The 22,059-nt window shown below is 55.2% G+C and carries 25 protein-coding genes; 6 read left to right on the top strand and 19 right to left on the bottom strand.

All coding sequences use genetic code 11. The features are described from left to right. Nucleotides 1-111: 111 nt before the first annotated feature. The 6 genes from V8G57_RS08155 to V8G57_RS08130 all read right to left on the bottom strand — a co-directional run bounded on the left by V8G57_RS08155 (nucleotide 112) and on the right by V8G57_RS08130 (nucleotide 3,836). On the bottom strand, nucleotides 112-459 hold the full coding sequence (locus V8G57_RS08155; protein WP_342828928.1) for a hypothetical protein: 348 nt from the start codon (nucleotides 457-459) through the stop codon (nucleotides 112-114). A gap of 331 nt (nucleotides 460-790) precedes the next feature. Continuing rightward, entirely contained in the window at nucleotides 791-1,300 is a 510-nt protein-coding gene (locus V8G57_RS08150; RefSeq protein ID WP_342828927.1) for a tetratricopeptide repeat protein, read from the bottom strand. A 322-nt stretch (nucleotides 1,301-1,622) separates the two neighbouring features. Continuing rightward, nucleotides 1,623-2,255 (bottom strand): DUF1444 family protein, encoded by a 633-nt coding sequence (locus tag V8G57_RS08145; RefSeq protein WP_342828926.1) that lies wholly within the window; start codon nucleotides 2,253-2,255, stop codon nucleotides 1,623-1,625. 191 nt (nucleotides 2,256-2,446) lie between these two features. Beyond that, nucleotides 2,447-2,812 (bottom strand): hypothetical protein, encoded by a 366-nt coding sequence (locus V8G57_RS08140; protein ID WP_342828925.1) that lies wholly within the window; start codon nucleotides 2,810-2,812, stop codon nucleotides 2,447-2,449. A 164-nt stretch (nucleotides 2,813-2,976) separates the two neighbouring features. Continuing rightward, on the bottom strand, nucleotides 2,977-3,354 hold the full coding sequence (locus V8G57_RS08135) for a DUF4272 domain-containing protein (RefSeq protein ID WP_342828943.1): 378 nt from the start codon (nucleotides 3,352-3,354) through the stop codon (nucleotides 2,977-2,979). Nucleotides 3,355-3,545: 191 nt separating this feature from the next. Then, nucleotides 3,546-3,836 carry a toxin-antitoxin system YwqK family antitoxin gene (locus tag V8G57_RS08130; RefSeq protein WP_342828924.1) on the bottom strand — a complete coding sequence of 97 codons (291 nt, stop codon included), beginning with the start codon at nucleotides 3,834-3,836 and terminating at the stop codon, nucleotides 3,546-3,548. A gap of 353 nt (nucleotides 3,837-4,189) precedes the next feature. On the opposite strand from V8G57_RS08130, the gene V8G57_RS08125 reads away from it, so the two are divergent. Further along, nucleotides 4,190-4,831, top strand: coding sequence for a hypothetical protein (locus tag V8G57_RS08125; RefSeq protein ID WP_342828923.1), 642 nt, complete (start codon nucleotides 4,190-4,192; stop codon nucleotides 4,829-4,831). A gap of 487 nt (nucleotides 4,832-5,318) precedes the next feature. Here V8G57_RS08125 and V8G57_RS08120 read toward each other — a convergent pair whose 3' ends face one another. After that, the gene (locus V8G57_RS08120) at nucleotides 5,319-6,200 is read right to left on the bottom strand and encodes an SDR family oxidoreductase (RefSeq protein ID WP_342828922.1); all 882 of its coding nucleotides are present in this window, start codon (nucleotides 6,198-6,200) and stop codon (nucleotides 5,319-5,321) included. A gap of 93 nt (nucleotides 6,201-6,293) precedes the next feature. On the opposite strand from V8G57_RS08120, the gene V8G57_RS08115 reads away from it, so the two are divergent. After that, entirely contained in the window at nucleotides 6,294-6,902 is a 609-nt protein-coding gene (locus V8G57_RS08115) for a TetR/AcrR family transcriptional regulator (protein ID WP_342828921.1), read from the top strand. 129 nt (nucleotides 6,903-7,031) lie between these two features. Here the strand turns inward: V8G57_RS08115 and V8G57_RS08110 are convergent, their stop codons facing one another. The 3 genes from V8G57_RS08110 to glmS form a co-directional block, all read right to left on the bottom strand. Beyond that, complete coding sequence (locus V8G57_RS08110) at nucleotides 7,032-7,247, bottom strand: hypothetical protein (protein ID WP_342828920.1); 216 nt, start codon at nucleotides 7,245-7,247, stop codon at nucleotides 7,032-7,034. Nucleotides 7,248-7,289: 42 nt separating this feature from the next. Beyond that, complete coding sequence (locus V8G57_RS08105) at nucleotides 7,290-8,453, bottom strand: hypothetical protein (protein WP_342828919.1); 1,164 nt, start codon at nucleotides 8,451-8,453, stop codon at nucleotides 7,290-7,292. Between the two features lie 519 nt (nucleotides 8,454-8,972). Then, on the bottom strand, nucleotides 8,973-10,790 hold the full coding sequence (gene glmS, locus V8G57_RS08100) for a glutamine--fructose-6-phosphate transaminase (isomerizing) (protein ID WP_342828918.1): 1,818 nt from the start codon (nucleotides 10,788-10,790) through the stop codon (nucleotides 8,973-8,975). 160 nt (nucleotides 10,791-10,950) lie between these two features. On the opposite strand from glmS, the gene V8G57_RS08095 reads away from it, so the two are divergent. Next, on the top strand, nucleotides 10,951-11,415 hold the full coding sequence (locus V8G57_RS08095; protein WP_342828916.1) for an Lrp/AsnC family transcriptional regulator: 465 nt from the start codon (nucleotides 10,951-10,953) through the stop codon (nucleotides 11,413-11,415). A 37-nt stretch (nucleotides 11,416-11,452) separates the two neighbouring features. On the opposite strand, the gene glmU is transcribed toward V8G57_RS08095, so the two are convergent. From glmU to V8G57_RS08065, 6 genes are all read right to left on the bottom strand, one after another. Next, the gene (glmU, locus tag V8G57_RS08090; RefSeq protein ID WP_342828915.1) at nucleotides 11,453-12,811 is read right to left on the bottom strand and encodes a bifunctional UDP-N-acetylglucosamine diphosphorylase/glucosamine-1-phosphate N-acetyltransferase GlmU; all 1,359 of its coding nucleotides are present in this window, start codon (nucleotides 12,809-12,811) and stop codon (nucleotides 11,453-11,455) included. Nucleotides 12,812-12,999: 188 nt separating this feature from the next. Continuing rightward, the gene (locus tag V8G57_RS08085; RefSeq protein WP_092394379.1) at nucleotides 13,000-13,590 is read right to left on the bottom strand and encodes a YXWGXW repeat-containing protein; all 591 of its coding nucleotides are present in this window, start codon (nucleotides 13,588-13,590) and stop codon (nucleotides 13,000-13,002) included. Nucleotides 13,591-13,694: 104 nt separating this feature from the next. After that, the gene (locus V8G57_RS08080; protein WP_092394382.1) at nucleotides 13,695-14,027 is read right to left on the bottom strand and encodes a YegP family protein; all 333 of its coding nucleotides are present in this window, start codon (nucleotides 14,025-14,027) and stop codon (nucleotides 13,695-13,697) included. Nucleotides 14,028-14,146: 119 nt separating this feature from the next. Continuing rightward, nucleotides 14,147-15,094: a tRNA 2-thiocytidine(32) synthetase TtcA gene (ttcA, locus tag V8G57_RS08075; RefSeq protein ID WP_425458248.1), complete on the bottom strand. Its 948-nt coding sequence runs from the start codon at nucleotides 15,092-15,094 to the stop codon at nucleotides 14,147-14,149. Between the two features lie 43 nt (nucleotides 15,095-15,137). Beyond that, a complete protein-coding gene (locus V8G57_RS08070) occupies nucleotides 15,138-15,536 on the bottom strand; it encodes a dihydroneopterin aldolase (RefSeq protein ID WP_144737926.1) in 399 nt (132 codons plus the stop codon). Nucleotides 15,537-15,543: 7 nt separating this feature from the next. Further along, entirely contained in the window at nucleotides 15,544-16,302 is a 759-nt protein-coding gene (locus V8G57_RS08065; RefSeq protein WP_342828911.1) for an SDR family oxidoreductase, read from the bottom strand. A gap of 128 nt (nucleotides 16,303-16,430) precedes the next feature. On the opposite strand from V8G57_RS08065, the gene V8G57_RS08060 reads away from it, so the two are divergent. Together V8G57_RS08060 and V8G57_RS08055 are read left to right on the top strand one after the other, a co-directional pair. Further along, nucleotides 16,431-17,615 (top strand): class I SAM-dependent methyltransferase, encoded by a 1,185-nt coding sequence (locus V8G57_RS08060; RefSeq protein WP_342828910.1) that lies wholly within the window; start codon nucleotides 16,431-16,433, stop codon nucleotides 17,613-17,615. A gap of 22 nt (nucleotides 17,616-17,637) precedes the next feature. Beyond that, nucleotides 17,638-17,832, top strand: coding sequence for a DUF2905 domain-containing protein (locus V8G57_RS08055; protein ID WP_092394394.1), 195 nt, complete (start codon nucleotides 17,638-17,640; stop codon nucleotides 17,830-17,832). On the opposite strand, the gene arsC is transcribed toward V8G57_RS08055, so the two are convergent. The 3 genes from arsC to kefF are packed head-to-tail and all read right to left on the bottom strand — an operon-like array spanning nucleotide 17,833 to nucleotide 20,623. Continuing rightward, entirely contained in the window at nucleotides 17,833-18,189 is a 357-nt protein-coding gene (arsC, locus tag V8G57_RS08050; protein ID WP_342828909.1) for an arsenate reductase (glutaredoxin), read from the bottom strand. Continuing rightward, nucleotides 18,186-20,030, bottom strand: a complete 1,845-nt coding sequence (kefC, locus tag V8G57_RS08045) for a glutathione-regulated potassium-efflux system protein KefC (protein WP_342828908.1) — start codon at nucleotides 20,028-20,030, stop codon at nucleotides 18,186-18,188. Before kefC ends, arsC begins: the two co-directional genes overlap by 4 nt. Before the next feature lie 5 nt (nucleotides 20,031-20,035). After that, nucleotides 20,036-20,623 carry a glutathione-regulated potassium-efflux system oxidoreductase KefF gene (kefF, locus tag V8G57_RS08040; RefSeq protein ID WP_342828906.1) on the bottom strand — a complete coding sequence of 196 codons (588 nt, stop codon included), beginning with the start codon at nucleotides 20,621-20,623 and terminating at the stop codon, nucleotides 20,036-20,038. A 211-nt stretch (nucleotides 20,624-20,834) separates the two neighbouring features. On the opposite strand from kefF, the gene V8G57_RS08035 reads away from it, so the two are divergent. Next, a complete protein-coding gene (locus V8G57_RS08035; protein WP_342828904.1) occupies nucleotides 20,835-21,908 on the top strand; it encodes a gamma-glutamyl-gamma-aminobutyrate hydrolase family protein in 1,074 nt (357 codons plus the stop codon). The last annotated feature ends 151 nt before the right edge of the window (nucleotides 21,909-22,059 follow it).

Genomic DNA, 22,059 nt, shown 5'->3' with positions numbered 1-22,059 from the left:
TCCTGGGTAAAGTGAGGTTCGCACCATGACTTTATCGCTCGGCGCTTGCCGAGGGAGGACGGCTAGATGATTATCAGCTATTGGCCGATTTGCGCCATTGAGACCTTTGGCCTATGCCCATTCTGTGACCCACGAAAAGCTGATTGTTGGCTTTAATTGTAACGAGAAAAAACCAATACCCGGTTGCTGAAATTTGAGAAATAGGACTTCTCTTTGGGCGTTGCACTCTAGGTTCCAATCGACCACGCCCTTCAAGTTAAAATCTGCACGAAGCGTACCGTTGTGCCACCACCTGAATGATATCTCACCATCATCAGGTGCAATGATGGCGACTATCCGATCACAGTTGCGAACCGACACAAATTTCGCGCCGTAATACCACCCCACTTCAGGATGGAGTATCTCGGGCTCAGCTTCAAAAAAACCTAAGTAGTCAGTTAGTTCAGGACGATCTGACATAGAGTTCTAACGAATATGCAGTAAAGAGGGGGGCGTTCATCGTCTAGCATCATAGCCGCATTAAAGGACTACAATTGGCCGATTGCAGGCAATCGTAAATACTCCTATAGCAGCCCGCATAACTCGTCATCTAGGTACTCTGTAAGGTGTCGGCACATTGTCATAGCTTCACTAGGTAAAATCAAAATTCGAGACTCCCGGCAATCTCGTCATACCAATGAAATAATAGCAATCTATGAGCGCCTTTGTATAAACCGAATAAAATTTTTGATGATTTGGTTCAGCGTTAAGGGAATCTGGCGTTAACTTAGCGGTGTCCTAGTGTCCTGAACTACAAGGGCAAATTCAGTTCTGCCAAAGCCAAATTTCTTTTTGCCTTACGTTTTATTAAGGCCGGGGCATCTGCAAGTTTTATGTAGAATTTAATTGCCTCGGTCATACGGCCTTGATCAAATAGAGAATTCGCTAAGTTGAGTGTGATTGCGAAACGTCTATCTCCCTTATTATCGGTAGTTAGGACGCTTAACGCATGTCGGTAATAGCGTTCAGCGAACTTGGGTTTATTCAATTCATCATAACAATCTCCGATTGCCATCAGTCCTTGCTCATCGTCAGGACGAGTACGAATGCCTCGCTTAAATGCCTTCTTTGCCTCGTCGAACCGCTTCTGTCTATAAAGAATATCTCCTACACAATACCAAGCGTGATTTCTGTCGAATCGAAACGCACTGTTTATCTGCTTTGTATTTGCATCAAGCAGTAAGCCCAATGCAGTAGACAATTTACCCTGTCTCAACAGGGTATGAATTCTTGCAAAGGGGTCCTTAGTAACTATAGCCATATGCCGCTCGTAGGTAAGTCGTCCAATTGATGGCACGCATCCTCTGGCGCCTCACCGAACCATGCTGCGGCGAACTTTCCAGTCGGAAGGCAAGTCGATTTAATGCGATAAATCACCATCGGTGAGAAGCGCTTAATGCAAAAATGAAGGGAGTCGCGAGACGAAACATTTGAGTGACTGCTTTCAGGGGAGTTTATGAATGCCCGCTCCTGGCCGAACTGAGCCATGCACAAAAGGTAGGCTTCGACCCAAAGCGGAAGTTCAGTTTTCTCAAAAGCGGCCATTCGTTTGTGCAGCTATCGTTAACTCAAATGCAGCTAAATCAGTCAGTCGTATAGGGCATCCATTGGCCATTGCGACGAACGAAGATACATTTCGAGAGCGCATATCGATCTTCCGGTAGAACGCGGCTACTTGCTTCCCGCAGGAATGTTTTCGCCCCCTCCCAACCGGAGGCCGACACGAACAATAAATCTCGAGCGGGTACCACTGCAAGCAACTCTCCTGGCATCTCCTGCTCGAATTGGTCCCACATCGAGTCAAAAAGTAAGAGAGTAGCTTCGAAGTTGCCGCCCGCAATGACCATGTATTGGGGTGCTTGCCCATGAAGCTCGATTTTCGGGACCCGATTTGGCAAATTGCGCAGCGCAATTGAGTGAAGCTCTTCCGATGTCAGAGAGGAATTTTTCAGATCCCTGAAGGTAACAAACTGAAAGTGTGTTGGCAGGTCCAACGCATACATGACAATTAAGTCAGCAGAAAACGGCTTGATTACGGGCGAGTCATCGTGAGACAGCGCGACAACGGGTGAGGAATACGTATCGAACTCCGCCACCTTGATTATCGGCACCAGGAGACTCTGGTCAAGAACCTTAGGCGTTTCGCCAGCCACGCGATTTTCTCTATCGGTTATCGGCACGCTTTTCCCTTTGCGCCCCTTTAAAAATCCAAACATCTGCAATCCTCTCCAGTCCGCAATAGGGAATCTGCGGCATTGATTAATGCCTATATCAGATGACCTACATATTCTCTTGAACACCGTCTGCATCTGGCCGTTTTGAGCCAGCCGCCACAGGTCGATTTCGACCCCAAGCGGTCGGTCAGTTTGCTCAAAAGCAGACGGTCAACGCTTATCCGTGCAGAAATTTATATTGTCGTGAAAATCACTTGGGGTTCTCCGCCACAGTCAGCGATTAAAACGAGCGGCCCAGAGCTTTTTGTGATTTCTCTGAGGATTGATACGATTAAACTTTCCCAGCCTTTCTCGAACCAAAGTTTTTGCTGCTCATCGTCACCCGAATATTCTTGAATATTGAGTAAGGTCCACTCACCGCTGTCGCCGCCAGACTTGGAAACGATTGAAGCCTGCCAAGAGGAACCTGTTCCATTGTCATTTATTTTTACATCGAATCCCTGTAAACCAGCAATGACCTCTTTGATTTCACGTCCAGTCGGAAATCGAGATGGTTCTTTCGGATAGTCGACTCCTGTTTCATCAAGCCATGATTTCATCTCATCGTCTAGCGGCCAGACTGTCCAAAGTATTCCCATTTCTGCGCCCCACATTCACATAAAAAAATAATATAGTGTGTAAAACACTGGAACTCAGTCGATATGAAGCGCCGTCAGTTTAGCAGGGACCTTCGACCGCCCCGTATTGGCCGATTGCGGCGCTATTAGCATTGCCAAAGCATCTTTGCCTGATGGGTTCTACAGGTGCATCGATAAACGTATGCACAGCCACCGCCTCCAAAATTCATAGCTGTCGTCCAATCCGGCCCCTGTTCTAATTGAGCCACAAAGGACATAGGATTGTTGCATGAGTCGCAGACGGGAATCCGTTCGACCACAGGCTGCTCCAACCCCTCGCCCTTGACCGCGGCAAGAAGGACACAGAGAGCTCGTTGAGAAATTTCGGCTTTCGAGCGCCGTTTAGTCTCATCTTCAGTTTCAATAACCGGAAGGTATTGGTTAATTGGGACGCCATCTGCCCTCAGTACAGCTTCGGAGCGCGCGCGTCGTTGTACAGCTTCTTGAGAATTTTTTTGATCCATGGACTTAATCTTTTTCCTTCGATCTTCGACCGACGGGGCACAAATTGCCAAAGGTAGTACTCCAAACAGCGCCGCACCAATGACTATCCTTCGCTTTAAACCAGCGTGAGAACTATCAAGCATCCTGCAAATCCCTCCATTTTATTGTTGGTCACCAGCTATACATGTCCACTTCTGGCCGATACTTGCCATTAACCGCACGCGCTGCCGTCGTCGTTCCAATACAGCCAATCACCTACCTCCACGCCGTCTCTGTAAGAACCTTCTGCCGCAAGTTGAGCGTTAGAATGATAGTCACGCCACAAGCCATCCTCTTTACCATTGACGTATGTACCTTCAGACGCAAGTTGACTGTTCTCATGATGTGCTCGATATGGACCATGTCGTATCCATCGCGTGCCATCCTCCGACAGGTAACGCGCATAGCGACATTTTACTTTGCCGGACGGGTATAAGATTTCAGCGATATTAAGGTCGACCATATACTGTAGGTTTCAAAAACTAAAAAATACTTAATCATGGTTATAAGCCATGAATGTGTTTTCAAAATTGTTTAATGGCAGCCCTGGCCGACTATGCCTTTTCAGGCAGGAAAAAGCGGACGTCAAGCGAATGCTTCGTTTCCTTCACTAATATGATGCGCCCGCAATTCTGACATTTAAGCATCATTTCAGCTGTCAATATTATTTCTGATACAAGGGCTTCGGCAGAGGAGTTTGGGCGCTCATCCGCCCAGTAGCAGTCAGTGAGCACGAGCCTATACTTGTTATCTTCTTTGAGCACTAAATGCATTGACCATAACTGGCTAAGTCGCGATTCTTTGTATTCATATCTAATGCAAACCAAAAACTACACATCCGAAAATATCTGTCGCTCTCTGGGAATGGACGGTTTCGCAAACGATAGACACCTTGCGAAGGCAGATGAAGCGGTTCGACTGTTACTAAAACCTTCGTTCCATCCGGAAGTATGTGTGTCGTTCATTCGAAGTGGCTACGACGTTTCCTTATATGTTGAGGCAGCTCGTATGCAAATATGGCAACAGGATTGGCCAACACCTCAACCAACGCCAACAAATACTGCAGCTGGGTTGTGCAGTCTTGAAGATTTTGAGACGCTTGTCGACATGCTTTGCAAAGCTGCTAATCCGAATGCAACTCCACGTTTCTACGTAATTGACGGCATGCTGGCTCATAGCATTTTGCGCCGGGAGCGGGAAGGACTTGTCAACATAAATGCGAATGCCGTCTATGAAACTCAATACATGACGTTCATTGCAAAAGCTATCGGCATCGCATGGTATGGGATAAGTGTCCCTGTAGTGAGAAATGCTCTTCGCCTTGCCGGAGGCTATGTCAATGTCAATTTACCAGAAGAAAACATTCCTCCTTCAAAGCCAGTTATTCGTACGGTTGTTCTTGGATCTAAGGATGTCGGAGCTGAAATTTCAATAGCACTCAAGAAGGTGCACAAATAGCAGGAGCACAGCCTTCGGGAAATTTGACCTATCGCAACCGTCTCAAAACGGCCAAGAGCTGCCTGTCGACAATATCGCCGTTAGCTGTCATTCGTGTTTCTCAGGTTGTCCATTGATTGCCGACAATGCAATCTTCACCTACACTTGGTGCTATATGGACTGGTGCCAAAGGTGTCCGTCTTTCCTGGATTTTTATGTTTCCTGTTAAATCGGCCGATCTGCACGAACGCCAATCCCCTTGCGGCTTTGCCGCCGGTCGGCGTCCGTGCATAAAGGCTCGCCGCTGTGCATAACGGACAGGCCAAGCCTGTTAAATATTCAGTTATGCAGTCCGCGTAGTGGCCATTAGCGCTTAGATCCTCGCTCCTTCAATTTGCGCTGCGCTAATCGGAGCTAAAGAATTGCTACTGGACGCCTCACGGGGAAGAATGCGATTGTGATATGGCTGAAACAGAGGCAAAAAATAGTTTGCCCCTGATACCGAAAATTACGCGTCAACACCACCTAAAATATTGTCTAGTTGCATTTCTTTCAAAACATGGTCTTGAATGGGTTGCTTCGCAGCGTTAATTTCATTAACACCCCAAACCATGCCGACCGTTGTGCGTGTAGGACGTTTGCCAGCAGGCATATCCGCTAGCGCTAAATAAGCATCTACAACCAACTGTGGATCTGGTGCTTGGTCAGTCTGCATAAATTTCGCGAATTCCTCGAACATAGCGGAAGGAATCTTTGCCAATTCACCATAGCTGTCCAGCACGTCAATACGTGTAGGCTCTTGCCCTCCTGCACTTAGACCTGTAGGAAACGGGCCTGGTTGCACTATGGCGACATCAATACCGAAGGGCGCCACTTCGTAACGTAAGCCTTGGACGTAGCCTTCCAAGGCATGCTTGGTGGCGGCGTACGTAGAGAAATAGGGGGCCGAAATCTGGCCAACCATTGATGAGGTGTTAATGATCAGACCGGACTTAGCCTCACGCATAGCGGGCAAGACAGCCTGTATAGTGCGCATAGCGCCATAGTAGTTGGTTTCCATCTGTTCCCTAGCTTGGGCAATGCTAAATGCCTCCGTAATACCAAGGTACATTACGCCTGCATTGTTAATCAAAATATCAATCTTGCCCGCTTTAGCCAGCACACTCTCAATGGCTGTTTTGACGGATTCGTCGCTAGTGACATCCATATCAACGACATGGATATGTTGGCTATGCGCTTGCAGCTCGGTCTTGACTGCGGCGTTCTTGCCTTCTGGACCGCGCATGGTGGCGAACACTCGGTAGCCTTTATCTGCAAAGTCTTTCACTGCTTTTAGGCCAAATCCACTGCTGCTTCCAGTGATAACTACGTTTCTTTTTGCTTCACTCATATCTCTTTCCTATTAGGTTGCGAATTAAATACCAGCTGGTATAATAAGTGGCAATGCATTGCGTGTCAAATTAAAATACCAGGCGGTATAAAAATGAGTTTAAATCCAACCAAACCATCAAGGGGACGGCCTAAGACCCTAGACCGTGATCACGTTTTGGATGTAGCAATGGATGCCTATTGGAAAGAGGACATAGGCAACTTATCCCTTAATGAAATTTGCAGAAGATGTGATATATCGAAGCCAGGTCTTTATCGTGAATTTTTGAATGAAGATGGCTTGATGAAAGCTGTAATTCTTAAGTATCAGGAACAGGTGCTAAATCCTGTACAGCATATGTTAAACAGCGAAACTCCGTTTCGAGAGACACTTGATAACCTAGTGTCATTTGCCACCTCAGTTAGTGATAATCAAGAGGCTCCAAAGGGATGTCTTTTGATAAAAATGCGCGAATCACGAATGCATTTGGGCGAAGCAACACGAGCACAACTCGATTTCATTCAGGAGCAGGCATTAACTGCTTACAAGAATTGGGTGGAGCTCTCAAAGACCAAAGGTGAGTTTTCTGCAGACATGTCATCAGAGTTTGCAGCCACCTATATCGATGCACAACTAAGTAATGCATCGTCACAGCTCGCTCGTGGCGAGGATCCACAAATTGTGAAGAAGATATTATTAGTCGCTTTTTCTATGTTGGGATGAGTATGCCTGTCAGTTCAGTATTTCTGCAGGAAGCAGGCATTTGCTCATCTGGGGTAAAAAAGAGAGCTTATTTAAATTCTGTTTGGTATTTACAGAACAATGCATAACAATCCACTGCACACGGAAATTTTACTCGCTTCGCTCCCAAAATTCCGGTGAGTGGGGCATTGAACGACCGCTTCCCGACTTGCCGAACGGCAGCTTGGGGTCGAAATCGATCTGTCGCGACCGGCTCAAAACGGCCAGAAGCGGATCCATGAACAGAAAAGAAGCCCGCTCGCGCGGGTTTTTTTTGCGCCGTTTTTGGCAAAATATTTCATAGAAAAAATCTTGATTGAGCGACACTTTGGCTTACCTGCCGGCAATGTTCAGAATATATTCAAAGAATTAATATGGATTGCAATGGCCAGCCTTACCACCACCACCACCACCACCACTACAACCTACAAACGGACCGGGAGGCTTGTCCAGTGAAACGATCCTAACCCGAAGCGTTGCAATTATAGGATCAATATTCGCATCTAAAGAGTGGATTCTTGCGTTCAAAATCTTTCCATCGCTTGCAAGAGAGGGCAATATGTCCATTGCATTTGATACCGTTTTTTCTACTGATATTTTATCGTTCTTGTGCTGAACTAATGTTTCAATCGCAGATTCGAGAGCCTGTTTATTATTTCCGATCTGTTGTGCTGCCTTTAAAATAGAATCAAGATTTTCGGCAATCTTTGTAGCATTGTTCATTGCTTCCGTTCCCCTGAATTTTCGCAATTCTGTTTTTATTTTTACTTCATCAGAAATCTCATAGACTTCTCTTAAATTTATTTCATAGGGTAGCGGATTAAAATTTCCCCATGACTGCTTAGGAATTTCAATTTCATCGAGTCTTTTTTTGGGTTCTGACGAGTCGCGAATATCGGCTAGAGAGAGATCTTTACCAACTCGACCTTTCATCAATTGCAAACAACTATGTGCGTCAGCGCAGGACTCATCTTCCAATCGTACCCATGGTCGTATTCTAGTAGTTAGATCAAATCTAATCTTCATTACCTCTTGCTCTGCAATCGGAGTGTCTTTTACTGCGCATGCCACGGTATGCGCATTGTTAAGTAAATCCGCATACGTTATGCGGTACTGTTCTGGAGTGAACTTCCTCTTCACCTTGTCAGGATAGTGCTCAACACTTTTAGCCAAATCACCCACGACAGTGGGCCCATCTTTCCAAGGTTTCAATTTGGCAATAAGTTCTTCAATGGCAGTCTTGGTAACACCGTCGGCGACACATTGCACCTGACTAAGCCGATCCGCCAATATTTGATCTATTCTATTTAAGTATAGGAGAACACTCTGATCAATGAGTGGTTGAGCATCGACCAATAGCTTTTCAATTTGCACACGCACCTCGGCAGGCATTTGCTGAATTAGCGCGCGAGTCTTTTTATCTATGCCGACATCAAAACCTAAATTCAAATCAAGGGCAATTGCTGTTGAACAAAAGAAACCGGCAACAAGCCCTGCAAAGACATGTGCGCTTCGTTTTTTTAGAATGAGCATTTTTCTTCTCCTGGTATGTCATGTTTATTCTTTTACCCGAGAAGAGTTTTGCATAAAAAGGTAAGTTCGGGCACGTAATGTCACATTGAATGTCCCTTATAGAGAAACCCGCATGACCGTTATGGGTCGTGAGCCGCCTGCCAGGTTTATGAAAACCAGCCGTTCGTTGAGAAATTTCTGGCCCCGACCGGTCTACTCGTCTAAGCCGCTCTTCGTTCCAAGATAGAGGAGGAGCGCCTTTTTATAGGACTGTTTGAAGTCACATCGAAGCCCCGTGATCGCAAGTAGTCTGGAGCAGACCTTTGTCGGTATTGCTCGACTGGCTACTGCTGACAGATAGCATGCTTTGCTATGAATGGCGCGTATCTATCCACGACATAACGTCGTATTGAAACCGGTCACCACCTCACAGATGCAGCGAGATATACGTCGCCGAAAAGCGCGTATCGATGTTTTCGACTTTAATGTCTTGTTTTCGACTTTAATTGTAAGGAATACGAACGGCAAACTTATTTTCGCCTATTCGACAGTAACCGACTTGGCCAGGTTACGCGGCTTATCCACATCCGTCCCCCGCGCCAGCGCCGTGTGATACGCCAGCAGCTGCAGCGGCACCACATGCAGGATCGGTGACAACACGCCATAGTTTTCCGGCAGCCGGATCACGTGCACGCCATCGCTCGACCTGATATGCGAATCGGCATCGGCAAAAACGTAAAGCTGGCCGCCGCGGGCGCGCACTTCCTGCATGTTCGATTTGAGTTTCTCGATCAGCGTGTCGTTCGGCGCCACGGTCACCACCGGCATTTCCTCTGTCACCAGCGCCAGCGGGCCGTGCTTGAGTTCGCCGGCGGCGTAGGCTTCGGCGTGGATGTAGGTGATTTCCTTGAGCTTCAGCGCGCCTTCCAGCGCGATCGGATAGTGGATGCCGCGGCCCAGGAACAGGGCGTTTTCCTTGCGGGCGAAGGCTTCGGCCCAGGCTACGATGTGCGGCTCCAGCGCCAGCACGCTTTGCAGCGCTGCAGGCAGGTGGCGCACCGCTTTCAGGTGGGCGGCTTCTGCTTCGTCGCTGAGTCGGCCTTTGCTCTGCGCCAGCGCCAGGGTCAGCAGGAATAGTGCGACCAGCTGGGTGGTGAAGGCCTTGGTCGAGGCGACGCCGACTTCGACGCCGGCGCGGGTGATGTAGGCCAGCGCGCATTCGCGCACCATGGCGCTGGTGGCGACGTTGCAGATGGTCAGCGTATGTTGCATGCCCAGGGCGCGGGCGTGCTTGAGCGCGGCCAGGGTGTCGGCGGTTTCGCCGCTTTGGGTGATGGTGACCACTAGCGAATTTGGGTTCGGCACGCTGTCTCGGTAGCGGTATTCGCTGGCGATTTCGACGTTGACCGGGATCTTGGCGATCGATTCGATCCAGTATTTTGCAGTCAGACCGGCGTAATAGCTGGTGCCGCAGGCCAGGATCAGGACCGAATCGATCTGCTTGAACACTTTGAATGCGCCATCGCCGAACAGTTCCGGCATGATGGCGGTGACGCCTTCGAGGGTGCTGGCGATCGCGCGCGGCTGTTCGAAAATTTCCTTTTGCATGTAGTGCTGGTACGGGCCCAGCTCAACCGCGCTGCTGTAGGCATGCACGGTCTTGACTTCGCGTTCCACCGCTTTGCCGGCGGCGTCGACGATCCAGACGCGCTGCAGCTGCAGGTCGACCACGTCGCCTTCTTCCAGGTAAATGATCTGGTCGGTGGTGCCGGCCAGCGCCATGGCGTCGGAGGCGACGAAGTTCTGGCCTTTGCCGATGCCGACGATCAATGGCGAACCCTGGCGGGCGGCGACTACGCGATGCGGTTCGTCGACGCAGAACACGGCGATCGCATAGGCGCCGGCCAGGCGTTTCACGGCCTGCTGCACGGTGGCGAACAGGTCGCCGTTATACATGTGCTCGACCAGGTGGGCGATGACCTCGGTGTCGGTCTGGCTTTCGAAGTGATAACCGGCGGCTTGCAGTTCGGCGCGCAGTTCGTCGTGGTTTTCGATGATGCCGTTGTGGACCAGGGCGATGCGGTCGCGCGAGAAATGCGGGTGGGCATTGTGGGTGGCCGGCGCGCCGTGGGTTGCCCAGCGCGTGTGCGCGATGCCGGTGAAACCCGACAGGCTGGCTTTCTCGACCTGGAATTCCAGGTCGGCCACGCGTGATGTGCTGCGCGAACGCTGCAATTTTCCATCCATGTGCAAGGCGACGCCGCAAGAGTCGTAACCGCGGTATTCGAGCCGCTTCAATCCTTCCAGCAGGATGGGTGTGACATTAATCTGGGCAACTGCTGCGACGATACCGCACATGGCTTTCCTCGGTGATTGGGTGAATGAATGAATCTTAAGCTAACATTTATGAAATTAGATTCCAAAATTTAGCTATATATGGGTAAATATTTCATCATATAAACGGTGTGAAATATTATTTCATTTATACTTAGATTTATTTAATGAACTGCATATTGTTATGGATATCGTTCTGGACGAACTGGACAAGCGGATTTTGAATGCCTTGCAGGTTGACGCCGCCCAAACCAACCATCAGCTGGCACAGCTGGTGCATGCGTCGGCGCCGACCTGCCTGCGGCGCGTCAAGCGCCTGACCGATGCCGGCATCATCCTGCGCCAGGTGGCGATCGTGGCGCCGGACAAGGTCGGCGCCGGCCTGACCGCGATTGTCGAAGTCACGCTCGATAACCAGGCTGCTGAACGCTTGCAGGAATTTGAAGCACTGGCGGCAAGCGAACCGGCGCTGCTGCAATGCTACCGGGTGTCGCCGGGGCCGGATTTTGTGCTGGTGATGCAGGTGGCTGACATGGCGGCCTACCATGCGCTGGCGCACCAGCTGTTTGCCGCGCAAAAGAATGTGCGCAACGTGCGTACGTATTTCTCGATTCACCGCAGCAAGTTCGATACGCGGCTCGCGGTATAAAAAAACGCCGGTCGAAACCGGCGTTTATTCATCTCGTTTATTTCTTCAGCTTGACCGGCCGTTGCCAGCCGTCGATGGTGATCTGGCGCGCGCGAGAGATGGTCAGCTTGCCTTCCGGCGCGTCCTTGGTCAGCGTGGTGCCGGCGCCCAGCGTGGCGCCTTTGCCGACGCGCACCGGCGCCACCAGCTGAGTGTCGCTGCCGATGAAAGCGTCGTCTTCGATGATGGTGCGCGATTTGTTGGCGCCGTCGTAGTTGCAAGTGATGGTGCCGGCGCCGATATTGACGCGCGATCCTACCGTGGCGTCGCCGATGTAGGCCAAGTGGTTGGCTTTGCTGTGGGCGGCGACCTGGCTGTTTTTCACTTCGACGAAATTGCCGATATGGACGTCTTCGCCTAGCTCGGTGCCAGGACGCAGGCGCGCATAGGGACCGATCTGGGAAGCGGCGCCGACCACCGCGTCTTCGATGTGGCTGAAGGGTTTGATGCTGGCGCCGCGGCCGATGCGGGCATTCTTGACGATGCAATAGGCGCCGACGGTTGCGCCGTCTTCTATGCTGACTTCGCCTTCGAAGACACAGCCGACATCGATGCTGACGTCGCGGCCGCAATCCAGCGTGCCGCGCACGTCCAGCCGGGCCGGATCGAGCAGCGTGACGCCCTGTTCCAGCAAGCGCTCGGCGATGGCGCGCTGGTGGATGCGTTCCAGTTCGGCCAGCTGCAGCTTGCTGTTGACGCCCAGCGTTTCGGCTACGGCCGCCGGCTGGGCCGATACCACCGGCGTGCCGTCGGCGACGGCGCTGGCGACGATATCGGTCAGGTAGTACTCGCCTTGCGCATTATTGTTGGACAGGCCGGCCAGCCATTTCTTGAGCTGCACGGTAGGCGCGACCATGATGCCGGTATTGCATTCGCGGATTGCCCGCTGCTCCGGCGTCGCGTCTTTTTGCTCGACGATGCTGACGATCTTGCCGTGCTCGCGCACGATGCGGCCGTAGCCGGTCGGATCCGGCAGGTCTACCGTCAGCACCGCCAGCTTGTCGTTGCCGGCGCTGTCGACCAGCCGTTGCAGCGTGCTGCTGGCGATCAGCGGCACGTCGCCGTACAGCACCAGCGTAGGCACGGCGTCATCCAGCTGCGCGGCGGCTTGCGCCACCGCATGGCCGGTGCCCAGCTGCGGCTCCTGCCTGACGAAGACCAGGTCGGCGGCTGCCAGCGAACTCGGCACGGCGTCGCCGCCATGGCCGTAGATGATGCACATGGTGGTTGGCGACAGGGTGCGCGCCGCTTTGATCACGTGCGACAGCAGCGGTTTGCCCGCCAGCGGGTGCAATACTTTCGGTAGCGCGGACTGCATGCGCTTGCCCATGCCGGCAGCGAGAATGACAACGTTCATAGTGGACAGAGAAAGAATAGGTGGCAAATTTTATCACGCGCGGCAACCGGAAATTCAGCGCCGACGCTGCCTGCATGACAATGTGATGGGAGTGGCCAGGTTGTTGCGGCGACAAGAAAAATCGCCTCAACACCGCGTCTGCAGCGTTGAGGCGATGTCCTGTTGACAGTGTCGCTCAAAGGCCGGGATTAATAGCGTTGCCAGAATCCGCCCGAGAAAGCCCAGCTGTTGCCGTTGCGGACCCAATGTCCCGGGGCCCAGAAATAACCGTCGCGGCGCGCTTCCCAATGGCCGTTGACCCAGTCGTGGCGGCCGTTGTTCCAGCGCCAGTAGCCGCCGATCCAGACATGGTTGGGGCTAGGCGCCGGTGTCATGACTTCAATCCGAGGCGGCGGCGGGGCGACATTGATCACGACCGGCGGCGCGCTATAGGTATTGTTGATCGCTACCCAGCGACCGCCATGGAATACCCACTGGCCGCCTTCGTTGGCCCAATAGGCATGCTGGTAAACCATGTTCTGGCGCGACTGTTCCCAGTGGCCGTTATTCCAGGCGTAGCGGTTGTTTTCCCACTTCCAGTGGCCGGCGATCCAGTAAGAATCCGGGTAGGGTGCCGGCGGCGCCACTTCCTCCAGCGGCGCCGGCGGCGCTTGCACTACTTTGACTTCGCGGTACTCGACGCGGGTGCGCGGCGGTTCGACCACGCAGCCTGCCAGGGATACGGTGGCGGCTGCCACGGCTGACAATACAAGATAACGTTGAAAACGACGACGGTTCATTTATATCTCCCAGAAAAAGATCCTGGGTATTAAACGACTTGCCGTACGGAACGAATACAGGGCTTACAAATACTTGCAATTTGCTGGCTATCCGGGCCGCCCGTTCAGGCTTCGTCCTTGACGTCGGTGCTGGGACCGTTTTTCTTGACCGCGTCGATGCCGGCGTCGCGGGCGCTGGTGGTGCTGTACATCTGGCTGCTGCCGATGACCTGGTGATTGGCGGCTTTCAGGTTGAAATAGAACTTGCCGTTGGAAGCCTGGTTGCGGCTGTAGCGGTCGTCCTGGGTGCTGTTGCTCTGGACCGAGGCGATGCCGTTCTCGGCGGATGCCTTGGCGACGTACATTTCACTGTTCAGCACGACTTCGCCGTTGCTGGAGTAGAGCAGGAAATAGAACTGTCCATCCACCGACTTCTTGAGTACATAGGACCCTGCCATTGCGCGTCTCCTGATAAGTTGCCGGCCAGGCGGCGCAGTTTCGCTGAATCTGCTCAGCTGGTTGTACTGGTCGCCGCTGGTCCGCTTTGATTATATAGCCGGGCGGGGAAATCGATGGATTAGTCTGCCGGCCGCAACGGAATGACGCTGGCGAAGGTTGTCGGCGTCGAGCAAGGATCGTCGTCAAACGCGATATCGCCGTTGGGATCGGCGATGCCGCTGGCTTTCAGGTCGGCAAAGCCGAACAGGTTGCGGTCCATCAGGTGCGATGGCGCTACCGTCGACAGCGAGGAGAAAATGTTTTCCACCCGGCCCGGGAATTTCTTTTCCCATTCGCGCAGCATGCCCTTGATCTGCTTGCGCTGCAGGTTTTCCTGGCTGCCGCACAGGTCGCAAGGGATGATGGGGAACTGCTTGACCTCGGCATAGCGGCTGAGGTCGGCTTCCTTGACGTAGGCCAGCGGCCGGATCACGATTTGCTTGCCGTCGTCCGATTGCAGCTTGGCCGGCATGCTCTTCAGCTTGCCGCCGAAGAACATGTTCAGGAAGAAGGTTTCCATGATGTCGTCGCGGTGGTGGCCGAGGGCGACCTTGGTCGCGCCCAGTTCGGTGGCGACCCGGTACAGGATGCCGCGCCGCAGGCGCGAGCACAGCGAGCAGGTGGTCTTGCCTTCCGGGATCAGGCGCTTGACGATGCTGTAGGTATCCTGGTTTTCGATATGGTAGGCGACTCCCAGCTTGTCCAGGTAGGCCGGCAGGATGTGGTCCGGGAAATTCGGCTGCTTCTGGTCCAGGTTCACCGCGACGATCTCGAAATTGATCGGCGCCCGTTCGCGCAAGGTCATCAGGATATCCAGCAGGGCGTAGCTGTCCTTGCCGCCGGACAGGCAGACCATTACCTTGTCGCCGTCTTCGATCATGTTGAAATCGCCGATCGCCTGGCCGACCTGGCGGCACAGGCGCTTGTGCAGCTTGTTGTTTTCGTGCGCGATTTTCTCCACGCTGCGGTTGCCGGGAACGTTGGCTGCGGCGTCGGCCGGCGCCACGGCTGTGATGGGGTCTTGCATAAGGACTTCCTGCTTCAATAGGTCATTCATGATGATTGCGCGCTCAGGCTTTCGGTTTGATCCGGAATACCTCGACGCCCACCGAGTGGCAGTCGGAATAGGCATCGGGTTTTTCCGAGGAGACCCGCACTGCGCGCACTTTCGGATGCTGCAGCAAGGCGTTGGCGAGGTCGTCGCACAAGGTTTCCTGCAAATGGATATGGCCTTGCGCCATGCGCTTGGCCACGGTGTTGCGCATGAAATTGTAATCCAGCACCTCATCCATATGGTCTTTGCTGGGCGTCGACAGGGCCAGCGGTACAAACAGGTCGACATTGATCAGCGCGCGCTGCTCGCCTTTTTTTTCAAATTCGTAGACGCCGATATTGATCTGCACTTCGTAGTCGCGCAGGAACAGGCGGCGGCAATCGCTAAGGTCGGGATGGATGAGTGCGGAGGGCATGGTGTTTTCAGTGAGGGTGGGACTGCTGGCTGTGAGCCGCAGCGTGGTCCCGTGGGTGAGGATACAAATGTTGGCCGCCATCGACCAGCAGCGTGCTGCCGGTAATGGCGGAGGAGGCGGCGACGAAACAGACGGTCGCCGCAATGTCTTCTAAAGTCGCAGGTGGCTTCGACGAGCCTCCGGTCGCGGCCAGCGAAGGCGCTATCGCGACCACCCGCAACTGCGGCGCAAAAGCCTGCGCCAGCAAGGCAGTGGCGCTATGCAGCGCCGCCTTGGACAGCGTATACGACAGGAAATCGGGCTGCGGGTTGAACAGCTTCTGGTCCAGCAGGTTGATGACCACCGCCTGCGCGCCGCCGCTCTTGAGCGTCGCCGCATGCAGCGCTTGCGCCAGCAGCAGCGGCGCGGCCAGGTTGCTTTGCATGTGGCGTTCCAGGACCGCCGCGGAAAAACCGGCGGGGCTGTCCTGTTCCACGTGGCTGGCGTTGTTGACGATGCAGCGGACGTTGCCGAGTTCTGCCGCCACGCTTGGCAGCAGCGCATGGATCTCGGTTTCCTTGCTCAACGTGCACCGGATCGTCATCGCCTGCGCTCCCAGCGCCTGGCAATCCGGCAGCAGCGCCGACAGCGCCGCCGGCGCGGCGTCATCCTGGTAATGCAGCGCCAGGTCCCAGCCCTGCCGCGCCAGCGCCAGCGCAACGGCGCGGCCGACCGGACTGGCGGCGTCGGTGACAAGGGCTACGGATCGGATCGGCGTGGTAAGCATGGTTAACTAGTCATTATTGCTGGGCAGGGTTCCTTGGGGCGGCATGGCCGGGTCTTATTTCCCCTGTTTTGCACGGTTTCATCGGCGTTGCTTGCTTTCGCCTGGACGATATCTTCTACAATAGCGCCATGCAACTGCAATTACCCGAAGCTTCGGTCGAAGCACAGCGCGCATCGCGCCTGTTACACAATCTGATCGCCACTGAAATCCGCCGGCAGCATGGCTGGATTTCATTCGCGCGTTATATGGAACTGCTGCTGTACGCGCCCGACCTCGGGTATTACAGCGGCGGCGCGGCAAAATTGGGCAAAGACGGTGATTTTACAACCGCGCCCGAGATTACGCCGCTTTTTGGCGCGACTTTGGCCCATTTGACAACAGAATTGCTGCTTTCTTCGCCAGCGCTGCGGCCACGGATCCTGGAATTCGGCGCCGGCAGCGGGCAACTGGCCCACGACATCCTGACCGAGCTGGCCGCCGGCGGCGATGGCGCCGATCCGTTGCAAGCGTATTACATCGTCGAATTATCGGCCGAATTGCGGGCGCGCCAGCAGCTGAAACTGCGGGCGTTTCCGCAAGTGCAATGGCTGGATCGTTTGCCCGAGGCGTTTTCCGGGGTAGTGATCGGCAACGAAGTGCTGGATGCGATGCCGGTAGAACTGGTGTTGCGCGGTGAGCAAGGCTGGCTGCAGCGCGGGGTTGGCCTGGCTGAAACCGGCGTCGACGGCGAGGATGGCCAATTTGTCTACATTGACCGTCCGGCCGGGCCGGCCCTGGTCGCGCAGATTCCCGATGCCGAGTCGCTGACGGTCGGCCACCTGACCGAAGTGCATCCGGTGGCGATCGGATTCATGCATTCGCTGGGCAGCATGCTGAAGGCGGGGCAGGGCGGGGTCGCGCTATTTTTCGACTATGGTTTCCCGGCCGCGGAATATTATCTGCAGCAGCGCGACCAGGGTACATTGATGTGCCATTACCGGCACCACGCCCATCCCGATCCGTTTTACATGCCGGGTTTGCAGGATGTCACCGCCCACGTCGATTTCACGGCGATGGCGGTGGCGGCTCTTGATAGCGGGCTGGATTTGCTGGGCTACAGCAGCCAGGCGGCTTTCTTGCTGGAAGCCGGCATCGGCAAGTTGCTGCTGCGCACATCGCCTGAGGATGCGTTGGCTTATCTGCCGCAAGCCAACGCCTTGCAAAAGCTGGTGTCGCCGGCCGAGATGGGCGAGTTGTTCAAGGTCCTGGCGGTCGGCATCCACGCCGGATTGCCGGAACGTTTTGCTACCCATGACCGCAGCCACCGGCTATGACCATGCGACCTGAAAGCGCCGCATGATCCGCTGGATGCTGGTGATCTTCATCGCCGTCATCGTGTTCTCCAGCGCCTTGCCCTGGCTGGAAAAGCTCGGGCTCGGCCGCTTGCCCGGCGACTTGCGGTTTACCCTGTTCGGCAAAAAATTTTCCTTGCCGTTTGCCTCGACCATCCTGCTGTCGACGGTGTTGTTCCTGCTAGTGCGGCTGCTCTAGTCAGGTGTCCATCAATTCGTTGAATACGCCGGGCGGCCGCGCGATCATTGCGCGGTCCTGGTAAGTCACGACTGGCCGCTGCAACAGTTTCGGATGGGCGGCGAGCGCTTGCAGCAGTGTGGCGTCGTCGGCCTGGGCCAGGTTGAGCGCCGCATATTCGGCTTCGTTGTCGCGCACCATGGCGCTGACCGGGCCGCCCAGCTGCTTGTGCAGGGTTTTCAGCTGCGCCAGGGTCAGCGGCGTTTTCTGGTAATCGACGACTTCCAGCTTGAGCTGGTGCTCATTGCTGTATTGCTCGGCGAGGGCCAAGGCTTCGCGCGATTTCGAGCAGCGCGGGTTGTGATAGATCTTGATCATGTCGGCTCCTGTGTGGTTTCATCCAGCGGCAGTACTTCATCGTCCCAGCCGCTGGCGGGCATGTCTTCGCGCAAGATGCGGTCGTGCGCAAACATTTCTTCCAGTTCCTCGCGCGCTTTCTTGGCGATCGAGACGATTTCCTGCTGGTTTTTCTGGTGCGGGTACATATCGTGCAGGGTTTGCAGGTTGTGGGCGCGGAATTTCATCGCTGCCTGGCGCGCCCGGTAGGCGCCGAAACCCATCGTGCGCAAGGCCTGCCGTCCGAGCTGCAGGGCCGATTCAAAAGTCTCGCGCTCGATGACGGTCACGCCCAGGTCCATCAAGTCGAAATAGTGCGAAACGTTGCGCGCCCGCGCGATGATCGGCAGGTCGGGAAATACATGGCGTACCGCCGCCACCAGCTTCAGGCTGCCTTCGATGTCGTCCAGCGCCACCACCAGCAGCCGCGCCTTGGCGATGCCGGCGGCGTGCATCAGGTCCATGCGGGTGGCGTCGCCATAGAATACCTTGAAGCCGAATTTGCGCAGCAGGTCGATCTGGTCAGGATCGTGGTCGAGCACGGTCAGGCCGATCTTGTTGGCATGCAGCAGACGGCCGATGATCTGGCCGAAGCGGCCGAAGCCGGCGATGATCACCGGGTTTTCATTGTCGTCGATTTCGTCGTCGGGACGCTTCATCGCATTCAGGAAATACGGTGCGATGAGTTTGTCATAGGCCACCAGCAGCAGCGGCGTGGTCACCATCGACAGCGCCACCACCACCACCAGGATCGACGAAGTTTCCTGGGAAAACACGCGGGCGGTGGCGGCGGCGCCGAACACCACGAAAGCGAATTCGCCGCCTTGCGACAGCAGCGCCGCAAACAGGAACTGCTGGGCGCGGGCGATCTGGAACACCTTGCTGAGCAGGTACAGGACCGCCAGCTTGATCGCCAGGAAACCGGCCACCAAGCCCAGGATCAGCCAGGGCTGGCTGAGCAGCAGGCCGAAATCGACCGACATGCCGACAGCGATGAAGAACAGTCCCAGCAGCAAGCCCTTGAACGGCTCCAGGTCGGTTTCCAGCGCATGCCGGTATTCGGAATCGGCCAGCAGCACGCCGGCCAGGAAGCTGCCCAGCGCCATCGACATGCCGACCGATTCCATCAGCAGGCCGATCGCTATCACCAGCAGCAGCGCAAAAGCAGTGAATATTTCACGCAGTCCGGTGCGGGCAATCATGCGCATCAAGGGCCGCACCAGGTAACGGCCGCCGACGATCAGCGTAGCGATCACCGCCACCACCTTGAGGCCGCCAATCCATCCTTCGCCGCTGCCGTGAGCGGCGGCGACGCCGAGCAGCGGCACGATGGCAATCATGGGAATGGCGGCGATGTCCTGGAACAGCAGGATCGCAAAGCCGGCGCGGCCGGCAGGTGTGCTGTTGATCTTGCGTTCGTTGATGGTAGCCAGGGCGATCGCGGTGGACGACAGCGACATGCCGAGCGCGGCGATCAACGCGGTTTTCCAGTCGACCCCGGCGGCTACGGCGGCGCCGAACAGCGCCAGCGAAACCGTCACCACCTGGGCCGCGCCCCAGCCGAAAATCGAACGCCGCAGCGACCATAGCCGCTTGGGTTCGAGTTCCAGGCCGATCATGAACAGCAGCAGCACCACGCCGAATTCAGAGAAATGCAGGATGTCTTCGACATTGTCGATAAGGCGCAGGCCCCAGGGACCGATCGCCATGCCGGCCAGCAGGTAGCCCAGCACCGCGCCCAGGCCCAGGCGCTTGGCGATCGGCACGGCGGCGACTGCCGCCGCCAGGTAGATCAAGCCGTTGAATAAGAGATTCTGTTCCATGGTGTTTAGCTGCCTGTGAGCGGTATCGATGGATCGGTTGCCAGCAATTCCGGCCAGTTCGGGTAGTTCGCAAGCCGTTTCCGGTAGGCCTCGATGTGCGCGGCCAGGGTTTGCTGGTTGATCTGGTGCGCGCCGAACAGCAGGTGCGGCGGCAGCCAGCGCATGCCGCACAGCTGCGCGGTCTGCTGGTACGGCGGCAGGAATGCCGAGAACGGGAACAGGTTATGGCCTTCCGCCTGGTAAGAGCGCACCGAGCCGCCGGTGGTGGCGACCAGCCAGAAATCCTTGCCGTGCAAGGCGTCGCCGCCCGGGCCATAGGCCCAGCCGGGGGTGAGGACCGAATCGACCCACTGTTTCAGCAGCGCCGGCATGCTATACCACTGGACCGGATGCTGGAACACGATCAGGTCGGCTTGTGCCAGCAGCGCCTGCTCGCGCCGCACCGGGATATGGAAATCGGGATACAGCTCATACAGGTCGTGTACCTGTACGTTGGGCACTTTGGCGGCAACCTGCGCCAGGCGGCGGTTGACGCGCGAGTGGTGCGGCGTCGGGTGCGCATACAGGATCAGGATTTGCGGTGGCTTGGTCATGGGCGGGCAGGGTGCGTTTCGGACGAAATGGTAAAAATGGGTAACTGGGGATGAACTGATATGGAAAACAATGTTCACACAAGATATCAAGTCTATACTTTGGCACTACATAAATGGTCCTCGTCCGCGGTCAGGGCATTCTTTTTGCTTACAGCGGACATGCTAGCAGCACTTCCCCCAATTTTTTTATTTCTGATAATTTCTGACATATATGTCCGACTCTCAATCTAAAGATTCCGTCCCCTCGGTTCCCGATGCGGTTCCAGCCGCGGCTCCTGCAACGGCCGCCGAGGCCAAGCCTGCCGCAGCTCCAGAACCCGTTGCCGCCGAGCCGGCCAAGGCCGAACCGCACGCTGAAGCCAAGCCTGCCGCGGCCAGTGCCCCGCCCAAGGCAGCCGATCCGGTCAATGACTACAGCGCGCCATGGCCGCAAACCTGGAAGCTGATCGCCGCGCGCTTCCGCGCGCTGTCCGACAAGGCCGGCCGCCGCATGATGCAGCGGACCCTGAAGATCGGCATTTCAGCGCGGATATTTCATCCGGAAGAGGGCGCCAAAGGCTTGCGCGGACGCACCTTGCAATACCTGGAGGAGTCGATTGCGCAATGGGTCATGTCGCGCAATGTGCTGGTGTTCATGATTCCTACCGTCAACACCAATGGCTTGGTCCATCCTAGCTCAATCCGGCTGCGCGACTATGCCAAGCACCTGGACGGCCTGGTGCTGCAGGGCGGCGCCGACGTCTCGCCGCAGAGTTACGCGCAAGCCGCGACCCGGCCGGAATGGGGCGGCGACCGCGTGCGCGATATGTACGAACTGGAACTGCTGCACGAGTTTATCGAAGCCGGCAAACCGGTGCTGGGGATATGCCGCGGCTGCCAGCTGATCAATGTGGCCTTTGGCGGCACCTTGTACCAGGACATCGCTACCGATGTCCCGACCTCGATCAAGCACGTGAACGACGAATACGACCGCCTGCACCATGCGATCCAGTTTCCTCATGGTTCCTCGTTGGCAACGTTGTTCAACAGCCAAGGCAGCGAGCAGAACGAATGGGTGGTCAACTCCATCCATCACCAGGCGGTACGCGACCTGGGGCGCGACCTGACGGTGGAGGCGATCTCGGGCAGCGACAATATTGTCGAGGCGATACGTTACCGCAAGGCAGCCTTTGTCATGGGTTTGCAATGGCATCCGGAATTCCACCGCGCCGGCGGTCCGCAATTGCTCGATTGCACGCCGATACTCGATGGCTTTCTAAGAGCTGCACGCGAGACGCGTTTCTGATATTATCTCGCCCCTTGGCCGGTGAAGCGTTTTTTGCGCTTTTTCCCGATTCCGGCCAGGCCCGGCAGCAGTCCGACGGTGAAACTGAAAAAACTAAGAAATATTTAGAAGAAATCGGTTTCCATGGTTGACACTCTAGGGGTGCTTTACT

Source organism: Collimonas rhizosphaerae (assembly GCF_038896935.1).
Lineage (GTDB): Bacteria > Pseudomonadota > Gammaproteobacteria > Burkholderiales > Burkholderiaceae_D > Collimonas > Collimonas rhizosphaerae.
Note: the sequence above shows the minus strand (reverse complement) of the source record. Positions and strands in the feature narration are given on the sequence as shown.